At 46.8% G+C, this 19818-nt stretch carries 15 protein-coding genes and 1 tRNA gene; 10 read left to right on the forward strand and 6 right to left on the reverse strand.

Annotation, left to right across the window (positions count from 1 at the left end; genetic code table 11):
• Positions 1-41 precede the first annotated feature (41 nt).
• Entirely contained in the window at positions 42-1025 is a 984-nt protein-coding gene (locus ST42_RS08980) for an ROK family protein (RefSeq protein WP_044073238.1), read from the reverse strand.
• A 72-nt stretch (positions 1026-1097) separates the two neighbouring features.
• Between ST42_RS08980 and ST42_RS08985 the strand changes: the two genes are divergently transcribed.
• The 5 genes from ST42_RS08985 (at position 1098) to ST42_RS09005 (ending at position 5515) form a co-directional block, all read left to right on the forward strand.
• Positions 1098-1454, forward strand: coding sequence for a hypothetical protein (locus ST42_RS08985; protein ID WP_156139341.1), 357 nt, complete (start codon positions 1098-1100; stop codon positions 1452-1454).
• A 168-nt stretch (positions 1455-1622) separates the two neighbouring features.
• The gene (locus ST42_RS08990; RefSeq protein ID WP_022315694.1) at positions 1623-2303 is read left to right on the forward strand and encodes a LysE family translocator; all 681 of its coding nucleotides are present in this window, start codon (positions 1623-1625) and stop codon (positions 2301-2303) included.
• A 25-nt stretch (positions 2304-2328) separates the two neighbouring features.
• Positions 2329-2871 carry a DUF4924 family protein gene (locus ST42_RS08995; RefSeq protein ID WP_022315693.1) on the forward strand — a complete coding sequence of 181 codons (543 nt, stop codon included), beginning with the start codon at positions 2329-2331 and terminating at the stop codon, positions 2869-2871.
• A gap of 85 nt (positions 2872-2956) precedes the next feature.
• Positions 2957-3847, forward strand: coding sequence for a dTDP-4-dehydrorhamnose reductase (gene rfbD / locus ST42_RS09000; protein WP_044073241.1), 891 nt, complete (start codon positions 2957-2959; stop codon positions 3845-3847).
• 99 nt (positions 3848-3946) lie between these two features.
• Positions 3947-5515 carry a peptide chain release factor 3 gene (locus ST42_RS09005; RefSeq protein ID WP_022315691.1) on the forward strand — a complete coding sequence of 523 codons (1569 nt, stop codon included), beginning with the start codon at positions 3947-3949 and terminating at the stop codon, positions 5513-5515.
• 219 nt (positions 5516-5734) lie between these two features.
• Here the strand turns inward: ST42_RS09005 and ST42_RS09010 are convergent, their stop codons facing one another.
• The 3 genes from ST42_RS09010 to ST42_RS09020 form a co-directional block, all read right to left on the reverse strand.
• Positions 5735-6421: a DnaJ domain-containing protein gene (locus ST42_RS09010; RefSeq protein WP_022315690.1), complete on the reverse strand. Its 687-nt coding sequence runs from the start codon at positions 6419-6421 to the stop codon at positions 5735-5737.
• Positions 6422-6670: 249 nt separating this feature from the next.
• A complete protein-coding gene (locus ST42_RS13575; protein ID WP_082028624.1) occupies positions 6671-8518 on the reverse strand; it encodes a VapE domain-containing protein in 1848 nt (615 codons plus the stop codon).
• Between the two features lie 169 nt (positions 8519-8687).
• The gene (locus ST42_RS09020) at positions 8688-9143 is read right to left on the reverse strand and encodes a DUF6078 family protein (protein WP_022315688.1); all 456 of its coding nucleotides are present in this window, start codon (positions 9141-9143) and stop codon (positions 8688-8690) included.
• Between the two features lie 563 nt (positions 9144-9706).
• On the opposite strand from ST42_RS09020, the gene ST42_RS09030 reads away from it, so the two are divergent.
• Positions 9707-13717: an AlbA family DNA-binding domain-containing protein gene (locus ST42_RS09030; RefSeq protein WP_044073243.1), complete on the forward strand. Its 4011-nt coding sequence runs from the start codon at positions 9707-9709 to the stop codon at positions 13715-13717.
• A gap of 434 nt (positions 13718-14151) precedes the next feature.
• On the opposite strand, the gene buk is transcribed toward ST42_RS09030, so the two are convergent.
• Positions 14152-15252, reverse strand: coding sequence for a butyrate kinase (gene buk, locus ST42_RS09035; protein WP_044066241.1), 1101 nt, complete (start codon positions 15250-15252; stop codon positions 14152-14154).
• Positions 15253-15285: 33 nt separating this feature from the next.
• A complete protein-coding gene (locus ST42_RS09040) occupies positions 15286-16206 on the reverse strand; it encodes a phosphate acyltransferase (RefSeq protein ID WP_022316216.1) in 921 nt (306 codons plus the stop codon).
• A 413-nt stretch (positions 16207-16619) separates the two neighbouring features.
• Here ST42_RS09040 and ST42_RS09045 point away from each other — a divergent pair, with 413 nt between their 5' ends.
• The 4 genes from ST42_RS09045 (at position 16620) to ST42_RS09060 (ending at position 19578) form a co-directional block, all read left to right on the forward strand.
• Positions 16620-17276, forward strand: coding sequence for an HAD family hydrolase (locus tag ST42_RS09045; RefSeq protein ID WP_044073245.1), 657 nt, complete (start codon positions 16620-16622; stop codon positions 17274-17276).
• A 54-nt stretch (positions 17277-17330) separates the two neighbouring features.
• The gene (panB, locus tag ST42_RS09050; RefSeq protein WP_044073247.1) at positions 17331-18152 is read left to right on the forward strand and encodes a 3-methyl-2-oxobutanoate hydroxymethyltransferase; all 822 of its coding nucleotides are present in this window, start codon (positions 17331-17333) and stop codon (positions 18150-18152) included.
• A gap of 21 nt (positions 18153-18173) precedes the next feature.
• Positions 18174-19406, forward strand: coding sequence for an MFS transporter (locus ST42_RS09055; protein ID WP_042517198.1), 1233 nt, complete (start codon positions 18174-18176; stop codon positions 19404-19406).
• Between the two features lie 98 nt (positions 19407-19504).
• A tRNA-Arg gene (locus tag ST42_RS09060) sits at positions 19505-19578 on the forward strand.
• Positions 19579-19818 lie beyond the last annotated feature (240 nt).

The following is a 19818-nucleotide window of genomic DNA, read 5'->3' on the forward strand; positions in this document are numbered from 1 at the left end:
TTAATGCTACACTCCGCAACCGATTGATAGTTGATTAAAAATTAGTGTTCAATATTCTTGGCAATCGCACTTGCGCCCAGAACTGCAGCACCGGCGCCGTCGAGTGAGCTGACAAGGAATTTTGCCTTTCCACGGAAAATTCCCAACACGTTCTCTTCATAACCCTTTATCAATGGCTTCATAAGCAAGTCGCCAGCCTTTGTCAGTCCGCCGAAGAACACGAATGCCTCCGGACTGCAGAATGTCATGAAGTCGGCACAAGCCTCGCCGAGCATCTTTCCAGTGAACTCATACACTCTGAGAGAGAGAGCGTCGCCTTTGGCAGCGGCTTTTGAAACATCCAGAGATGTGATCTCCTCTGGATTCATGTCGCGCAACAACGATGGTTCGTTGGATGTTCCCAGAAATTCTCTTGCCGTGCGTGCCACTCCTGTAGCAGAGCAATACGCCTCAAGACATCCCTTTCTGCCACAACCGCAAGTTCTGCCATTCTCTCTGCGCATGATGACGTGACCGAGCTCACCGGCCATACCGTCAGAACCATACACCATCTGTCCGTTGATGACGATACCAGCCCCCACTCCCGTGCCAAGGGTAATCATGATGAAGTTTTTCATTCCCCTTGCCACGCCATAAGTCATCTCGCCGAGAGCTGCGGCATTGGCATCGTTTGTTATAGCCACTGGGACAGACAGCTTGTCGCTGAACATCTTAGCGAAAGGCACAACGCATTCATGCGCCCACGAAATATTTGGGGCGTATGCTATCGTACCGTCGTAGAAGTTGGAGTTTGGCGCTCCGATGCCCATTCCTTCGATTTTGTTTATTCCTCCCACTTTGTCAACGATTGGCATAAGAGCTTCAACTCCGGCGTTCACGAAATCCTCCGCCGTGCTGTATTGCTGTGTTTTTATTGACGTATGCTCAAGGATATTTCCCTGAGCATCAACGATGCCGAAAACGGCATTTGTTCCTCCGAGATCAAGACCTATAGTATAAGGTCTTCTTGTAATCTGTGCTTCCATTTTTAGTTGATGATATTTAGTCTGATAAATTATTTCTCATGCAAAGATAATGCAAGGCGAGAGGAGAATGAAATGAAGACATTCATTTCTTATCCCGAGCCGAAGCTTATTTTATGCAAAAATAATGCAAGGCGAGAGGAGAATGAAATGAAGACATTCATTTCTTATCCCGAGCCGAAGCTTATTTTATGCAAAAATAATGCAAGGCGAGAGGAGAATGAAATGAACACATTCATTTCTTATCCCGAGCCGAAGCTTATTTTCTGCAAAAATAATGCAAGGCGAGAGGAGAATGAAATGAAGACATTCATTTCTTATCCCGAGCCGAAGCTTATTTTCTGCAAAAATAATGCAAGGCGAGAGGAGAATGAAATGAAGACATTCATTTCTTATCCCGAGCCGAAGCTTATTTTCTGCAAAGATAATTGAATTCGCCATAAACGCCAACCTCTAAAAAAGTTTTTTTCCCAATCAACGCTCTTCAATAATCTAAATCAATGATATACATCATCTTAGCGTTCAAATTAACTGTAGTTTGGAAAGTTTATGTTACAAAATTTGTATTTTTCGTGAAAATTGCGGAACTTTGCACCCACTATGCCATTTCCATTTCATATAAACATATTAGATCTACTCCTGAAAGGAGTTGCAATAGGTATTCTTGTATCAGCCCCGATGGGCCCGGTAGGAGTGCTTTGCGTTCAGCGCACACTCAACAAAGGCAGATGGTTCGGTTTCGTGACAGGCATTGGCGCCTGTGTCAGCGATTTCATATACGCCCTTATAACGGGTCTTGGAATGTCTTTCGTCATGGACTTCATCAGCAATTCCCACTATCGGTACATATTGCAGATTTCTGCAAGTATCATCCTCATGATATTCGGAATCTATTCGTTCAGAAGCAACCCGATGAAGAAAGTTCACGTAAGCAACCGTGGCACCAAGGGCTCTCTCATCCACAACTGCATCACGGCATTCCTCGTCACATTCTCCAATCCTCTCATCATAATGCTCATGATGGGACTCTTCGCCCAGTTTGCATTCATAATCCCCAACCATCCAGTCGAGATGTGTGCCGGATATATCGGCATTATCGGCGGTGCGATGCTGTGGTGGTATGGATTGACATGGCTCGTAGACAAGATCCGTGCGGTTTTCGACACCAACGGCATTCAGATAATCAACAAGGTGGTGGGCAGCATCGTCATAGTGATGTCTATCATCGTCCTCATCGGCACGGTGTTCAACCTTTACACCCTGCCAACGATAAACTATTGACAACATTCAATAACTTGATAAATATATGTTCATATCTCAGGAATTAAGAAAGAAGAGCATAGCTGAATATCTGCTATATATGTGGCAGATAGAAGATATCATAAGGGCATACGGATGCTCGCTGTCGAGGATAAAGCACGAGTATATAGACCGCTTCGACTATACCGAGGAACAGAAAGAGGAAATGACAGACTGGTATGGCAATCTCATCACGATGATGAACACCGAGGGCTGCCGGGAGAAAGGACATCTGCAGATCAACAAAATCGTGATACAGCAGTTGTCCGAACTGAGCAGCACGCTTCTTGCCTCACCAAAATTTCCTTTCTACAACAGCGAGTATTACAGGGTATTGCCCTTCATCGTTGAACTGCGCAAACGTGGCGCCAAGGATGAGGACGAGATAGAGACATGCTTCAATGCCCTATACGGAGTAATGATGCTCCGACTGCAGAAGAAGCCCGTCAGCCCTGACACGGAACATGCCATAAAGGAAATAACGACCTTCATCGGCATGCTCTCCGACTATTACCTTCAGGACAAGAAGGGCGAACTGGAACTGGAATAAGAATTTCTCCGACGGTTTGCACCCTCGACAACATAAGAGGTTCACACAGCCTCGACGACTCATCAGCAACAAAAAACAAGCAATCATGAACATATTGGTAACCGGCGCCGGTGGTCAGCTCGGCAACGAAATGCAAATCGTGGCAAAAGGGAGCAAAGACAATTACATCTTCACCGACGTATGCGATGGATACACGCATCTCGACATAACATCAATCGACGACATCAGAAAGATGGTGAGCGAGAACGACATCAAATGCATCATAAACTGTGCCGCATGGACAAATGTTGACGCTGCGGAAACCGCTGGCGATATCGTGGAAACACTAAACGCGACAGCTCCGGAAAATCTCGCCAAGGCAATGAAGGAGGTTGACGGACTGCTGATACATATCAGCACCGACTATGTGTTCGGCGCCGACCCATACAACACTCCTTGCAAGGAGGACCAGAAAGGAACTCCGACTGGTGTCTACGGACTGACCAAGCTGCACGGCGAACAGAAGATCATCGCCACCGGAGTGAAGCATATCATACTGCGCACAGCATGGCTATACTCTGAGTTCGGAAAGAACTTCGTGAAAACGATGCTCAACCTCACCGCCACGAAGCCTCAGTTGAAAGTGGTGTTCGACCAATGCGGCACTCCGACCTACGCCTTAGATCTGGCCAAGCTGATAGGTCATATCATCGACAACAAGTTGTATGAAAACAACTATGGCATCTACCATTTCTCCAACGAGGGAGTATGCAGCTGGTACGACTTCACCATACAGATAGCAAGACTGGCAGGCAACAACGGCTGCGACATTCAGCCATGCCACAGCAGCGAATTCCCAAGTCCGGTGACACGTCCTGCCTACAGCGTGTTCGACAAGACAAAGGTGAAGAACACCTTCGGAATAAAAATCCCATATTGGGTTGACAGTCTCATGGCATGTATGGAAAATATGGGTGCATTGAAAAAAGTAAGATAATATTAACTATATACATTTATAATGCTGGATGAATAATAAAAAGACAATGAAAAATCCCAATATCGTCTTTCATCCATTCATCACTCTTCAACAAAGAATATGGCTAACGAAATAGAAAGAAGGCGAACCTTCGCCATCATATCCCATCCTGACGCCGGTAAGACAACGCTGACGGAGAAATTTCTCCTCTTCGGAGGACAGATACAGGTGGCTGGTGCCGTGAAAAGCAACAAAATCCGCAAGACCGCAACTTCCGACTGGATGGACATCGAGAAGCAGCGTGGTATCTCCGTGTCTACCTCCGTTATGGAGTTCGACTACAAAGACTACAAGGTGAACATCCTCGACACCCCTGGTCACCAGGACTTTGCCGAGGACACTTACCGCACATTGACTGCCGTTGACTCCGCAATCATCGTAGTGGACAGCGCCAAGGGTGTGGAGACGCAGACGAGAAAACTCATGAGCGTCTGCCGTATGCGCAATACACCGGTGATAATCTTCATCAACAAGATGGACCGCGAGGGACGCGACCCATTCGACCTTCTCGACGAACTGGAAGATGAACTGGAAATAAAGGTGCGCCCTCTGTCATGGCCTATCAACCAGGGTGTGAAGTTCAAAGGTGTCTATAATATCTACGAGAACAAGCTCGATCTTTTCACGCCTGACAAACAGCGCGTTACGGAGAAAGTAGAGGTTGACATCAACAGCGAAGAGCTCGACAAGCATGTCGGCGAACAGGACGCCGGGAAACTGCGCGAAGACCTGGAACTGGTGGAGGGTGTCTACCCTGAGTTCAACGTGGAGGACTATCGTAAGGGCATGGTAGCCCCGGTATTCTTCGGATCGGCCCTCAACAACTTCGGTGTTCAGGAACTGCTCAACTGCTTCGTGGAGATTGCTCCAAGTCCACGCCCCACAAAGGCTGTGGAGAGAATAGTAGAGCCGGAAGAGAAGAAGTTCACCGGTTTCATCTTCAAGATAACGGCAAACATCGACCCTAACCACCGCTCCTGCATCGCATTCTGCAAGGTGTGCAGCGGAAAGTTCGAACGCAACAAACCTTATCTCCACGTGAGAATGGGCAAGACGGTACGTTTCTCCTCCCCCACCCAATTCATGGCTCAGCGCAAGAGCACCATCGAGGAGGCTTATCCTGGCGACATCGTCGGACTGCCAGACAACGGCATATTCAAGATTGGCGACACGCTGACGGATGGCGAACAGCTGCACTTCCGCGGTCTTCCTTCATTCTCTCCTGAGATGTTCAAATACATCGAGAACGACGACCCTATGAAGAGCAAACAGCTCAACAAGGGTATCGACCAGCTTATGGACGAGGGTGTGGCACAGATGTTCATAAACCAGTTCAATGGCCGCAAGATCATCGGTACTGTCGGTCAGCTGCAGTTTGAGGTGATACAATATCGTCTGGAGAACGAATACAACGCCAAATGCCGTTGGGAACCGGTACACCTGTATAAGGCATGCTGGATAGAGAGCGACGACGAGGAAGAACTGGAGAACTTCAAAAAGCGCAAATATCAGTATATGGCGAAAGACAAGGATGGCCGCGATGTCTTCCTTGCCGACTCCGGCTATGTGTTGTCTATGGCACAGGAGGACTTCAAGAATATCAAGTTCCACTTCACGAGCGAATTCTAATCATCCCCCATCGGTCATTAGAGCCTACTTGGAATGACCGATTTGGACTTGACAGATATCTCTGCAAATGCCACTGAAAGACATTTGACGGAAACAATAAAAGCAAAGCGACAAGCAACGGGAATCAATCCACATGCTTGCCGCTTTGTCTTTTTTATTTATCTATCCTATTATGTTTCTTTGAGACAACCATCTGGTGGAACGTCAGGGCAATCAGCATCATCCCTGCCTCATCTGCTGCAACAGCTCTTTCTGCCGCTCCGTGAGATTAGTAGGCAACTTTACGTTATAGGTGATTATCATGTCGCCTATCGTTCCGTCGCCACGGTCATAGCCCTTGCCACGCAAACGCACCTTGGTACCGTTCTGGGTCTCCGGTTTTACCTTCAGCTTTATCTTCGAACCGTTGCCGAGCTGCAGCATCACCTCTCCGCCGAGCAATGCGGTATAAAGGTCGATGTTCACCGTTGCCTGCATCTCTCCCGAGTTCTGGCGCATCCTGCTGCCTCTGCCGCCGCCCATTCCGCCACCACCTCCGAAGAGGTTCTGGAAGAAACTGGAGAAGCCGCCCGTACCGGAACCGAAACCTGAGAAATCGAAACCGCTGAATGGTACATCCTCGCCATCATAGAAACCACCACCGGCTCCTCCTCGTCCGGCGCCCCGTCCGAAGGCTTCCGCCTCCTTCCAGTGCTCACCGTACTGGTCGTATTTCCTTCGTTTCTCCGGATCGTTTATCACCTCGTATGCCTCGTTCAGCGCCTGGAACTTTGCCTTTGCCTTGGGGTCATTAGGGTGAAGGTCGGGATGAAACTGCTTGGCTCTCTTCAGATAAGCCTTCTTCACATCCTTCTGCGGTATGGTCTTGTCCACACCAAGTATCTTGTAATAATCAATAAATGCCATATTGTCAACTCCTTTCCTCTAAATTAATCTTTTATAAGTCATCAGCAAATTTCGTGCCGAAGCAAAACCGCACATATCGTGGATTCATATTCCTGCCCGGAAGTGTCAAAGTATCATTTTGGGGTATCGAAATGGGTGTAACTGTCTCGTTATCAACATATTGAGAGAATGCTACTTTTCTGTTTTCCTTACAGAAAAGTAGCATAAAAGTATCACAAACGGGTATGAAGTATCATCATCGGGGCGAAATCACGTTCTTTTTCTCACCAGATACTTCATTCCGGAGGCAAAACGCTTGCGACGGATATCTGCCATGTTGGCGAGGCGCCTGCCGAATCCCATCAGCGAATTCACCTTCAGCGACGACCCTACGGTCTTCTTCAGGAAATAGAAGATCTCTGCTGCCGTAAGCCACTCGCCTTCATTCTCGTCGTCAACAATCTCATAATAGATGTTGAAATACTGGTCGATGGGCGACATGACCTCGAACTCACAGTTGCTATGCATGATGAGGCGCACCTGTTCGGAATCGAAATAGCTCTTCTCGCCATCCCTCAATGCCGCCAACGCCTGGGCATAGAGCTGGCGGTAGTTGGGGCGGACGCTCACATCTATGGGTCCGGTGAGCTCTATTCCGATAAAGCGTCTGTTGCCCGACGGGTCGGCAAGGATATCCGTGAGATTGCTCGTGGCTATAAACGAGGCGAGGCGCGGAAACTCCTCCACATGACTGCCATAGGGACGCTTTATCTTCAGCGTAGGCAACTGTATGAGGTTCTTCAGGAACCCCTGCTGCACAGTGGGTGAAATCTGATTGAACTCATCGAGATTGACAAGCAGAAACTGCGACATTGCCTGATACACCTGACGTTTCTCTGAGAGTATGAGGTTGTCGTTGTAGCCCCACTGAAGTTCCGGCGGCAGAAGGCGGCGGCAGAAGGTGCTCTTGTTGTAGCCCTGCCGGGAAATCAACAGCGGCGCCACGGAGTTGCCATACTGGCGGAAGGTGGTTCCCTGCCACTGGCTCACCATAGCGAGGAACCAAGTGTAGAACCAGTCTTCCCAATGCGGATTGGATGTAGGTACGGTGCGTGCCAGCTCACGGATATGGTCTTTGCCGTCCCACTTGCCGTTACACTCCTGCAGGAAGTCGCTTATCGGGTCATAATTCTGTATATAGTCCGACTCCAGGAAATTACGCACATCCTTGATGCTGACACGGATATCCGCCAACTGCACTTCGAGAGTCATACGCTTCTGCACCCTCGGCTCCACCGGCATATAGCCATACCATGGCTTTTCCTTTGACTGGTATTCCACGTATTTCATCACCACATTATAGCGGAAATCATAACGGCTACGCAGCAGCCTCATCATCCTAACGATATTCACTCGCACGCCATTGTCTTCTTTCTGCGCTTCCTCATTGTCGTCCGCATAGGGTTCATCTTCAATATCGCCCAACGAAACGGGCGACGACATGGGCTGCACTCCGCTACTGTCGTCGATACGCAATGCCACGGCATCGGGATTGTAGTATGGCTCTGCATCCACGGTCATGAGAAAACTGTCGAAGAGAGAGGGTTCGCCGCCGCGCAACGGCACGTTCATCACTGCCCTGTATATCGGCAGTATGCGTTGGTGGGCAATACGATACTGGCGGTCTGCCTCTTCTTCTGCAGAAGGCAACGTGCCGTCTGCCCCGGCATATCTCACCAGCACCACCACGCTCATGCCATCGGCTCCCTGAAAGGCTGCCATAGTGGACGGAACGAAAGCTACGGCACGCTTCACTTTCTCTATAGCATCGCGGTCTGTGACATCTCCAAACTGCAAGGTGATTATCCCGTTGCAGCATTTCATCACCATATTGTCATTGTCATCCCGCTTCAGTTCCGCTCCGGGATATACATGTCTCCACTGTGGCATATCGTCGTAATTATGAATTTTGCGGTCTCTATATGGCGCCACCTCTCTGAAGCGCATCACCGTACGACGGGAATCATCGGTTGTCATGCGTGACAGCAAGCGGTCTATCGAACAGTGGCTCATCACCATCTTGTTTTTATTATCCGTATGTCGAATTGTTATCTTCATAGTATTTTTCAAAAATTTGTTTTACTTGAGTAACATAGTTTAACCTGAATCGGTCATTAGAGTTTAACCCGAATCGGTCATTAAAGCATCCTGAATTTCCCCCACGGCGTGGGGAACGATTCCCCCCAATGTGGGGTTTCATTCCCCACGGTGTGGGGGAAATCCGGAATCATCTGTTATGGAAATCTATCTCTGTGGAATAATTGTCAAAGTCCACGTTTTCGTATCCATATTCAGCAAAGAGCTTCTTGATATGAGCCTGCTGGTTGGGATTGAGTTTGAGCTGACCGAGCTTATAGCGGTAATACTGGCTGTCGCTGCCGAGATATTCCTTCATCGTCTCGCGCAGGGATTGGGCATCACGCACCTTGACATCGATGAAGAGCGAATCGAAGCCCCATGCCATTTTCACCACACGCAGAGGAACGAACCACTTGCACTCTCCATCAGCCAAAACGTCAGGAAACATAGCATAGTCCAGCCTGATTGCCCGGTTCTTGCATTTGGTACACTGATAACGGAGACACTCCGTCTTCTTCTCACACTGCTCCAGGAAGCAATAAACGATTCCCTTTGGAGTCTTGCCTTCTTTAAAGGCTTGTTCAAGAATCTTGATGTTTTTCATGGTTGAAATAATTAATGAATTAATGACGCAAGTACAACTTGCCAAATTTGTATTAAACATAAAAACGGTCATTAGACCGTGAATATCCTGTATCTATATCTTATCGCATTAGCACTGCAAATATACGAAATAAATTCCAGACAATGACACTTTTGTGATACTTTTATGATACTTTTCTGTAAATTATTCAGAAAAGTATCATTTCCATATAATCCTTGTGTTCAAGGACTTATGCAAGCTGATGGCACCGGAATGATACTTTGACACTTTTGGCTGAAGAAACTTATACGTGTGCGCGAGAGAAAACCATACGGAAGGAAGACAACATTATCCTGATTCTGTTCGCCACAAAAAGCAAGTCAATTGCACAAGTTAAGGCGGCAATCAAGGTTAACACAGAATTGCTCCGCCTTTTCTTCCACAACCGAACCAAGTTAATGATAAAATCCGTAAATTTGCATTATCCCGAATCCCAAGACAAGGAAAGCGGATTTTAGCTTCATCGAGATTGGAGCACAACCTAAAATTTCAATAATAAGCAATAACCATTAAATCAAACAACAATGACAGTTCAGACATTTCAAAAGGGCAAATTCTACACGCTGCCCATCAAAGCCTTAAGGGAAGAAGGCAACAACACTTTCTTCATCGTAAACGCCAACAACAGGGAGTATGCAATCCGAATGTTCGATTTCCAGAAATCCGACAAAAAAGTATTGCAAATGGAGGAATTGCCATGTATGGTTAAAGACATACACGGCGACAACATCGTATTCGTGCAAAACTTTGCCCGGATGTTCGAAGACATTTATATATCTGGAAAGGTTTACCCATTCATTGTAAACAAGGAAGCCTATAATCCGAATAACGAGTTCAGGTATTATGACATAAGGGATTACAATGGTGTGCCCTTCAGAATAAAATGTGAAAAGAACACATTCTTAGTGCCAAACCAGAAAATCAGATGTATGGTGTCAAGGCCAAGCCTGAACAAGATGATTCTGATACTTGAAAACACGAAAAAGGACGTTATTGTAAACTGCATAAGCCCCAAGGAACTGCTGAGGAAAAGCGGCATCGAAGAAAAGTGTCAAAGGTTTCTTCTATACAGTTTTGCGACCAATCCCGGATTTGAAGAGGCAAGGGAATATTATGAACAAGGCAATCCGGAATGGGTGATAAAGGCGATAACAGCCATCGTGGAAGTGGAACAATGGCCGAACCTTTCAAATAAAAACAAAGAAATTCTACTCTCATGCTACCACAGAATTTGCCTGTATCTGCTTGAAGATTCCGATTATCTGCATCAGTTCAACGAGTCGGACAGGGAAAATTTCCAGACATGGATTGCCGACAGGGTGACGATGTCTGAAACTTATCTTGAATGCCTTTCGTTTATCGGCGAAAAGAAATGCAGCGAAGAGACAGACCTGATACTCAGGAAAATCCGCAATTCAGGATATATTTACCACCCACACAAAAGGATGCGGCTGCTGATTGCCATGTTCTCACTCCAACCGGAACTTCTGGAAGAGAAGATCGACGCCATCCTTGACCTGCTCGCAGAAAAGGCAAAAGAATGGAAAACGGCATCATTCAACGATGCCTTCTCCAGCTTCCTTCAGTTCTATGTCATGTCTAATATGGAGAAGACAAACCGCGAGGCAGTAATCGACAACGAGCAGAATAACTTGCTGCTGAGCCGCATGGTGCGTTCTATATGCTATCTGCTCCTGATGACCAACGGCAAGGACATAAACGTGGCATTATACCGTTCGCTGCTGTTCCACTATCTGTCATTCACAAGGAGCAGAAATGTGCTTGGCGACAACGACCACACCCACAACCTCGCCGAACAGCTTGCAGACAGGGCATTCACCACCCTTGTGGTGTCTGAAGACAAGATGAAAGACTTCTCATGGGGCAGGGATTTCAGACAGACGGAACTTCTGGCATACCAGATGGCGGCAACCAAGGCAAGCAGCACTACCTTCCTCACACGCTCATACGAGGCTCATAACGTGCGCTTCACCGTAAGTGCCGACAGCATAACAATAGCGAGGTCTTCTTCTGCCTCAAAAGAGAAGAACATACTCCCACAGGATTTCCCTGGATGGTTCAACCTGCAGATATTCCTTGACCAACCCGGCAAATACTCTATCGGAAAGAAGGCAAAGGTAAGAATGTGGAAAGACTATTGGAAGAAAGTTGAAAACGCCCTTTTCGAGGAGAAGAAGACGCCATCCATACACCCCCAACGCAAGATTGCCCCAGAGGTGGGCACAACTGTCACCATCAGAGTGCTCTGGAAGGACGAGTACCATCAAAACAGGTTTTACTGCAGAATTGAGGATGACCAATATGAGGGCGAGGGCTGGATTGACACATACCAGAAAGGAGGCTCCATCGGTCTGTTCCATTACGACCCACAACTGGACATCGATTCTTTCTACATCGACGGCAAGCCTATCCTGTTCAAGGCAAGGGTGAATTCCGTTGGCAGCCCAAACGACGAGGTGCGCACCTATATGTTTGACGCCGTGTCATTCATTGACGGGCTAATCAAAGATCAGGTTAGTTTCGGCGAAGAGTCCGACTGCACCATATTCTACTACGATCCAAAGAATGATATCTTCTGTGGAGTTACAGAATACGGCTATGGCATCTTCATACATCCCTCTGATGAGTTCGCCCGGTTAAACATCGGCGACACGGTAAGTGTTCGTGTGACTGACGCTTCCCGTCCAAACGCAATACAGGGAGAAATAACCGGTATTGGAGAAAAGGCGGTTGTCATCAAAGAGGCAGCAGAAAGCGTGCTTCATGAGTACAAGGATGAGCTATACGAGGAAACAGAGGAAGAACTGGAAGAAGAAGCGATGGCGGCATCTGAAGACATCTTCGAACTGGACTACATGAAAGAAATCATCAACATCTTCGACCATAAGGCGGTGTTGGAAACCGACAATATCCGTGCCTATGCGTTCCTGTCGATAGCCCACATTCTGTCAAAGATGATCGACGACAAGGCGATGATGCAATATCTGGAACAAAGGCAGCACTTCCTCAGCATACTGGAAGACTATGGCGAGAATGGCAAGATTAACGACGATGAACTTGAAGCACTGGGCAATGACTACGGCGACATCGTTGAAAAGTTCCCTATCCTCAAGCAGCGCCTCTCGGAAATGAGAATCGTGAACTGCTTCGGACAGCAAGACAAGAACCCGTATCTGTGGAGCATGGTGAACGACAACAAACCTGACAACATTCTCAGCAAACTCTCACGTCTTATGCTGTCATACAACATGGCGGAAGGCTTTGGACTGCAGGAGCACCAGAAGGCAATCATAAACAAGATAAGGGGCGTTCTGAACGTGAACGTAGAACTTCCGCAAATCTACTCGTTCGGAGAAGAGAACCAGACCACAGAGTTCAAGACATCAATCGTGTTCCCTCCAAACAACAATATGCGTGCGGATATCAAGCAACAGACGTTCAACATCATGAAGGTGATCTGCGGCATGGTAAACGCATACGGTGGAACCCTCTATCTCGGTGTCTACGACACAGGCACCGCCAAGGGTCTTGCCGACGACCTGGAATTCTTTGAAGAGAGCAAAGACAAGTTCGACCTCTATGTCAGAAACCAGATTCGCACTTCTCTCGGCGATTCGGTAAACGCCTCTGTCGTCATTGAGCATCCTGAGGCAGGCAAGCACTGGATATATGCCATCAAGGTGGCTGCAAGCAAGACTCCGATTCCTTTGCGGCTCGACAACAATTTCTATCTGCGGGAAGGGTCTTCAACACATCTCATCGACCAGCCGCAACTGATAGACATCATGAAAGAACGAAACTTCGCCCAATACGACACAAGAGTGTCGGAACCGGAAGAAGAAAACGATGTTCAGGAAACTGCCGAGCAGGAGGAAAAGAAGGAGCAGACGGTCAAAATCAAGACAAAGGCATTGCCTGACGACATAATCGGCACAAGTGAACTGAGAAGCAACATCACAGAAAACTGGGTTGACGGCTATGGCATTGACACTTCCTGCTATCTGCGCATACAATCAATCGGAAACTGGTGCATGCTGGACGAAGTGGAATGGGAGGACGGCATCCTGACGCTCGCCATTCATGACGATGAACTTGAGGGCAGTCTGATTGTCGTATATGAAGACGGCAAGGTGAACAGGATTCCTATGGACCAGCTGACAGACAAGAGCAGAGGCAGTTCATACAAGATGTATGCACAGAGCAAACCAATCTTCATCTGTCCTGCCCGTAAGGATGACGCTCTGCTTACAGCATACGAGGATGACAAGGGGAAACAGTTCCTCCGTCTTGACGATGTTTCAAACATAGAAGAGGGAAAGATGCTTTCTGCCGGCAACACGCTTACTGACGCTGGGTTCTCCAAAATATTCTTCTGTGAGATCATTGCCAAAGAGTATCACGAAGAACTGCATCGCCTGCACAACCTGAAACGCAGCTCTCTTGGTTTCCAGGCTCTGACCAGCTACGGACAGAAGGAGCAGGAAGTAATGAGAAAGATAGGCATAGAATTATAAGCCTCATCTCAACTGACAATGAATAACGCAACTCAGGCAATAACGTTTGAGTTGCGTTTTTCGTCTTGACATGCATCAAACCGATGTTTCACATGGCTCAGACAGGCTCTAAGACAAAGAATATCCATAATGCTTACAAAAAGTAAGTTAAAACGGCAAGAAACAGCAAAAACCTGCTATGTAACATATAAATTTATTTTGTTACAAGCCAAAAACGCTATAAATTTGCAACAGTTATCCTGAATACAATCTTTTTACCTTAGAAGCTAATACCTATTGAATCAAAAAACAGCTCTCTGTGAAGAAAGCTGTTTTTATTTTTTATCCCAAATCTGTAAAAAACCAACCTTGCATTATCCTCAGGACCAGAATCCCGGCAAGCCTTAATTACCGATTTCGGAATATATGAAAAATCTACGGAAAAGAAACTCCAGTTAAGCCTCAGCCATACCAGGAATCTCCTCTGCGCAAGAAACGCCTGTGTAGGTCAGAACAGGAAGTTCGCCGGTCAATGCTCCGAAAGCATTCTCTGCCAACGACTCCATCTCGTTCTCTCCCGGCAATACGACTACCTTACAAAGATATTCTATCTGCTCCTTGATGTCGGCAACGCAATAATCGCTGTATGCTATACCACCTGTAAGGATAATGGCGTCGCATTGTCCCTTCAAGGCAACGAACATCGCTCCGATCTCCTTTGCCACGGTATAATCCATAGCTGCAACGAGAGTCTTGTATGGCTCCTTGCCTTCAATAGCCTTCTCTTCGATGGTAATCATATCTGATGTACCAAGATATGCTGCAAGACCAGCCTTGCCATGGAGCATCTTCTTAACTTCATTGAGGGTATATTTGCCGCTGAAGCACAAAGTAGCCAAAGCCTCTGAAGGAACTGTTCCGGCACGCTCCGGAGAGATAGGACCTTCACCGTTGAGGGCGTTGTTGACATCAATCACGAGTCCCTTGCGATGGGCACCTACTGAGATACCACCTCCCAAGTGGACAACGATAAGATTGAGCTCTTCGTATTTCTTGCCGATAGACTTGGCGTAACGGCGGGCAACAGCCTTCTGGTTGAGAGCATGGAAGATTGACTCACGCTTGATGCCTGGAACGCCGGAAACGCGGGATTTCAACTGGAACTCGTCTACTACGACAGGGTCTGCGATGAAAGCAGGACAACCACACTCCTTGGCAATCTCGTCGGCAATGATAGCTCCGAGGTTGCACACATGGTCGTGCTTGGTATGAAGCAGGTCGTGCTTCATCTTCTCGTTGACAGCATAAACTCCACCCTTGAGTGGGCAAAGCAGACCGCCACGACCCATAACAGCATCAAAATCCATAGCGATACCCTCGTCTTTCAGACGCTTCACGATGAACTCCTTACGATACTCATACTGATCTATCGTCTGATGGAAATGAGCGATTTCATTGAGGTCGTGATGGGCACCACCGGCCCAAACCTGTTTTCCATCTTCATAAATAGCCAACTTGGTAGAAGTGGAACCTGGGTTGATAGCAAGTATTTTCATTAAGATTAATATTGTATAGTTTTGTAATATTGATTACTTGTTAACCTTGTCTGCCAAACAAGCAAGGGCAAGGCTGTTGAACTTAGACTCTCCGCTGTCGGCTCTTGAAGCCACTACGATAGGAGCGGTTGTTCCGCAAAGCATTCCGGCTGTCTCTGCCTTGGCAAACAAGGTGAGAGTCTTGTAGAACACATTTCCTGACTCGATGTTCGGGAAAATCAGAGCGTCGGCATTACCTACTACAGGAGAGCTGATGCCCTTGATTGCACCACTGTCTGAATCGCAGGCTGTCTTGACATCCATAGGACCGTCAACACAGCAGTCGCCATACTCGCCATTGCGTGCCATCTCCTTCATTGACTCATAGCTCAATGTGTGTGGGAACTTCTCGCTCACCTTCTCTGTGCAATGGATAAGGGCAACCTTCGGGCTTTCGGCACCGAGACTGCGGCAAACTCCGAGAACATAACCAAGGATAGCCTTGAACTGCTCGTCGGTTGGACGTGGGCAAACGGCAGCATCTGAGAAAACGAGAAGCTTGTCGTATGATGGTATCTCTACAACTGTCACGTGTGTCATCACATGGCCCTTCTCCAGAAGACCATATTCCTTGTTGAGCACAGCGCGCAGGAGATTGTCGGTATTGAGGGTACCCTTCATAAGAACATCAGCTCCACCATCGTGAACGAGCTTCACGGCATAGGCTGCGGCATCGTCAGGTGTGGCTGTCTCATGAACGGTAACATGATCAGGATAGTCTGCAAGGAAGCGGTCGATGAACGGTGCTCTCGTACCTCCAAGCACGAGGGTGAAATCAACGAAACCTTCTTCCAAGGCGCGGTTAATCACGTATTCAGTATGTGAGTCATTTGGGCAAACAAGTACTACTTTTTTTCTGTTTTCCAATGACTGCAAACGATTAATTAAGGTGTTAAAATTTTTAAGTAACTGCATAAACTTATAATTTTTGTGCAAAAATACATCAAAGGACTTTTGAAACAAAGCCAAACTACACATTTTTTTGTCGTTTGTGCAGATTTCCGACTTTATGTATAATAAATGCGAATTTTGGAACATACGGCAATATTTCGCAATTTACAAATAGTCAGCACCTGATGTGTTATTTAGTACACTCATTCATAGTTCGATTGACAAATGAAAGTCAGCTGTTTCCGGAATAAAGACAAGGTAGAGACGACTGGCAAAAATATGACTGCAAGCAATTGAAATCTGATGCAATTAACGGCACAATGACCATTGGAAGTTAAGGAAAAACCGACAAAAGCGATTTTATACGTACAAAATTCAAGTGTTAATATATTTTTTAGTACTTTTGCAGACTTATTAGAAAAATGAATCGAAAAATAATGAATAAAAGACAGTTCAGAGGTGCCCTGTTCGACCTTGACGGCGTAGTGTTCGACACCGAACCGCAATACACGATATTCTGGGGCAACCAATTCAAGGAATACTATCCAGGAAGCCACGAGATGGAAAAGCTCATCAAGGGGCAGACCCTTGTGGAGATATACGACAAATACTTCCCTGACCCATCGGTGCAGGAGGAGATAACAAGAAGGCTCGACAGGTTTGAAGACGAGATGCAGTTTGAATATGTCAGAGGCTTTGAGGATTTCGTAAAGAACATACGCGAGAAAGGCGTAAAGACTGCCGTCGTGACAAGTTCCAACGTGATGAAGATGAAGAACGTGTATGCCAAGCACCCGGAGTTCAAGGGGTATTTCGACGAGATTCTCACTTCGGAAGACTTCGACGAGAGCAAACCGTCGCCAGACTGCTATCTGAAAGCCGCAGAGCGTTTCGGACTGACTTCTGACGAATGCGTGGTTCTGGAGGACAGCTTCAACGGACTGAAATCAGGAAGGGCTGCAAAAATGTTCGTAGTGGGATTTGCAACGACAAACTCCCATGAGGCAATAGAACCATACTCAGACACCGTTGTTGACGACTACGTTGGCTTGAGTTACGAAGGAATAATGAAATCATTGGGACAAGATGCCTGATGAACATAATAATGAGTATAAACCAATTAAAGAAATAAAAAACAAGAAAAGAAAATGTCAGGTTATTTAGTAAGCGACAACCGAAAGGTTACGACCCATCGTTTCATCGAAATGAAGGAGCGTGGAGAGAAAATCTCAATGTTGACGTCATACGACTTTACCACAGCTGGTATCGTTGACGGTGCCGGTATCGACGGTATTCTGATAGGCGACTCTGCCTCTAACGTGATGGTGGGCAACAGCACTACCCTACCTATTACGATAGACCAGATGATCTATCACGCAAGTGCCGTGGCAAGAGCAGTAAAAAGAGCTCTCGTGGTATGCGACATGCCGTTCGGAAGCTATCAGGTGGACAGAAAAGAGGGCGTGAAAAACGCCATCAAGATAATGAAGGAAAGCGGATGCGACGCTCTGAAACTTGAGGGCGGAGTGGAAATCATTGATACCGTGAAGGGTATATTGGATGCCGGCATCCCTGTTATGGCACATCTCGGACTGACTCCGCAGAGCATCAACAAATTCGGAACTTATGCCGTGCGCGCAAAAGAGGAGGCTGAGGCTGAGAAACTCGCTTCTGACGCACTGCTGCTCCAGGAAGCAGGATGCTTCTCTGTGGTATTCGAGAAGGTGCCGGCAAGTCTTGCCACAAAGGTGAGCAAGGAACTGACCATCCCTACAATCGGTATCGGAGCCGGAAACGGAACCGACGGACAGATTCTCGTGGTGGACGACATGCTCGGAATGACAAAGGGATTCAGTCCTAAATTCCTGCGCAGATATGCCGACCTCAACACTGTCATGACCGACGCCATAGGCAACTACATAAGAGATGTGAAGAGCAGCGATTTCCCCAACAGCGAGGAATCGTATTGATATTAACTAAAACAACGCCAAATGCATACTGACTTCTGGAAACTGACTACTTCTACATTTTTCATTGCCGCGGCAATGTATATGCTGATTCCGACAATGCCGGAGATTCTGTCTTCTGTCCTGGAACTATCACAGACACAGATAGCATCATGGACGGGAATGCCGGGAGTATCGGTATTCGCCTTTGGCTTATTCTGTTCATATCTCATCCAGAGATACAGACGCAACAAAGTCTGCATATTGTCAACGGCATGTATGGCGCTGACAATTCTGGCAACGACGTATCTGATGGATGAATTCCTGCTCAAAGGAATAATACAGGAAAGTCCCGTCTTCCTCCTCGCGACAAGGGGGTTGATGGGAGCTTTCTTCGGTTTGTCGCTGATGATTCTCAGCAGCACGCTGACAATAGACTGCTGCGACTCTGACCACCGCACAAAAGCAAATACCATCATGGCATGGACGCATCTGGCGGCAATTCCTGCCGGAGGATCAATCGGACTGCTGATGGTAATAGAATCCAACATACAGAATGTGCTGTATACCGCCATGGCATCTTGTTTCATAGCGATATATATAATGTCGAGCATCAAGTTCCCGTTCAAGGCCCCGGAAGAAACCCTGAAGAGAATGTCATGCGACCGTTTCTTCGTGGTGTCAAGTCTGCCGATCATTATCCCGAACATCGCCATCGGCATAGTAATAGGAACCGTGATCATCTGCATAAGACAAATGAAAGAGTTTGCCGGCATATTGGCTGGTATTCTGCTGGCAATATTGGCAATATACATCATCTTCTTCCGCAAATCACAGACCACGAAATGCAAATTCACTCTCTGCGGCGGAAATCACACCACTACAATGCTGCCGGCCATAGGCTATGCGCTGCTTGCGGCATCGCTGATTCTGGCAATAAGGGCATTGACAGTAAATCCCTTGCTGCATCTCATCTGTATGGCGGCATCAGGAGCGGCGGCAACGATACTGTTGTCTGTACATCATTCATGCTTCATCGAGACAGCAGACCATTGTCAGCGCGGCTCTGCCTTGAGCACATATTTCCTGACTCTGGAATTGGGAATAAGCATCGGATTATTCACAAGCTTGATGACCGCAGCCCCACAAAACCCTGTCTGCGAGTTTACAACAGACAATATTTACTACATCCTGTTGACAAGCAGCATTATTGCAGCATTGTCATATTTCTTCATCACAAAAAAGTATATTTCTGACAAGATAGAGCGGAATATGTAAAATAGAAATCAAAAATCAAGTGATTTTCAAAAAAAGTCCACGGATATTTTGCAGATTAAAAATAAATCCATACCTTTGCACTCGCAATTCAGAAATATGGCTCCGTAGCTCAACTGAATAGAGCATCTGACTACGGATCAGAAGGTTACAGGTTTGAATCCTGTCGGAGTCACTAAGAATTAGATTTCATCAAGAGGTGTTTACAAAAGTAAATGCATCTTTTTGTTTTATAATCTCCACAATAATTATTAAACCCAAATCAGGGACTGCTGCCGGATTTGGTGACGGAAACCACGTCTTTCGTTTCCCTTTTTACATTTTTTATCCCAGCACGACATTTTGCTTCCGCATAAAAGACATACCTTTGCATTATTGAACATCATATAATTATTTGAGGTATAAATTTGACATT

It is taken from the genome of Prevotella pectinovora (genome assembly GCF_000834015.1).
Lineage (GTDB): Bacteria > Bacteroidota > Bacteroidia > Bacteroidales > Bacteroidaceae > Prevotella > Prevotella pectinovora.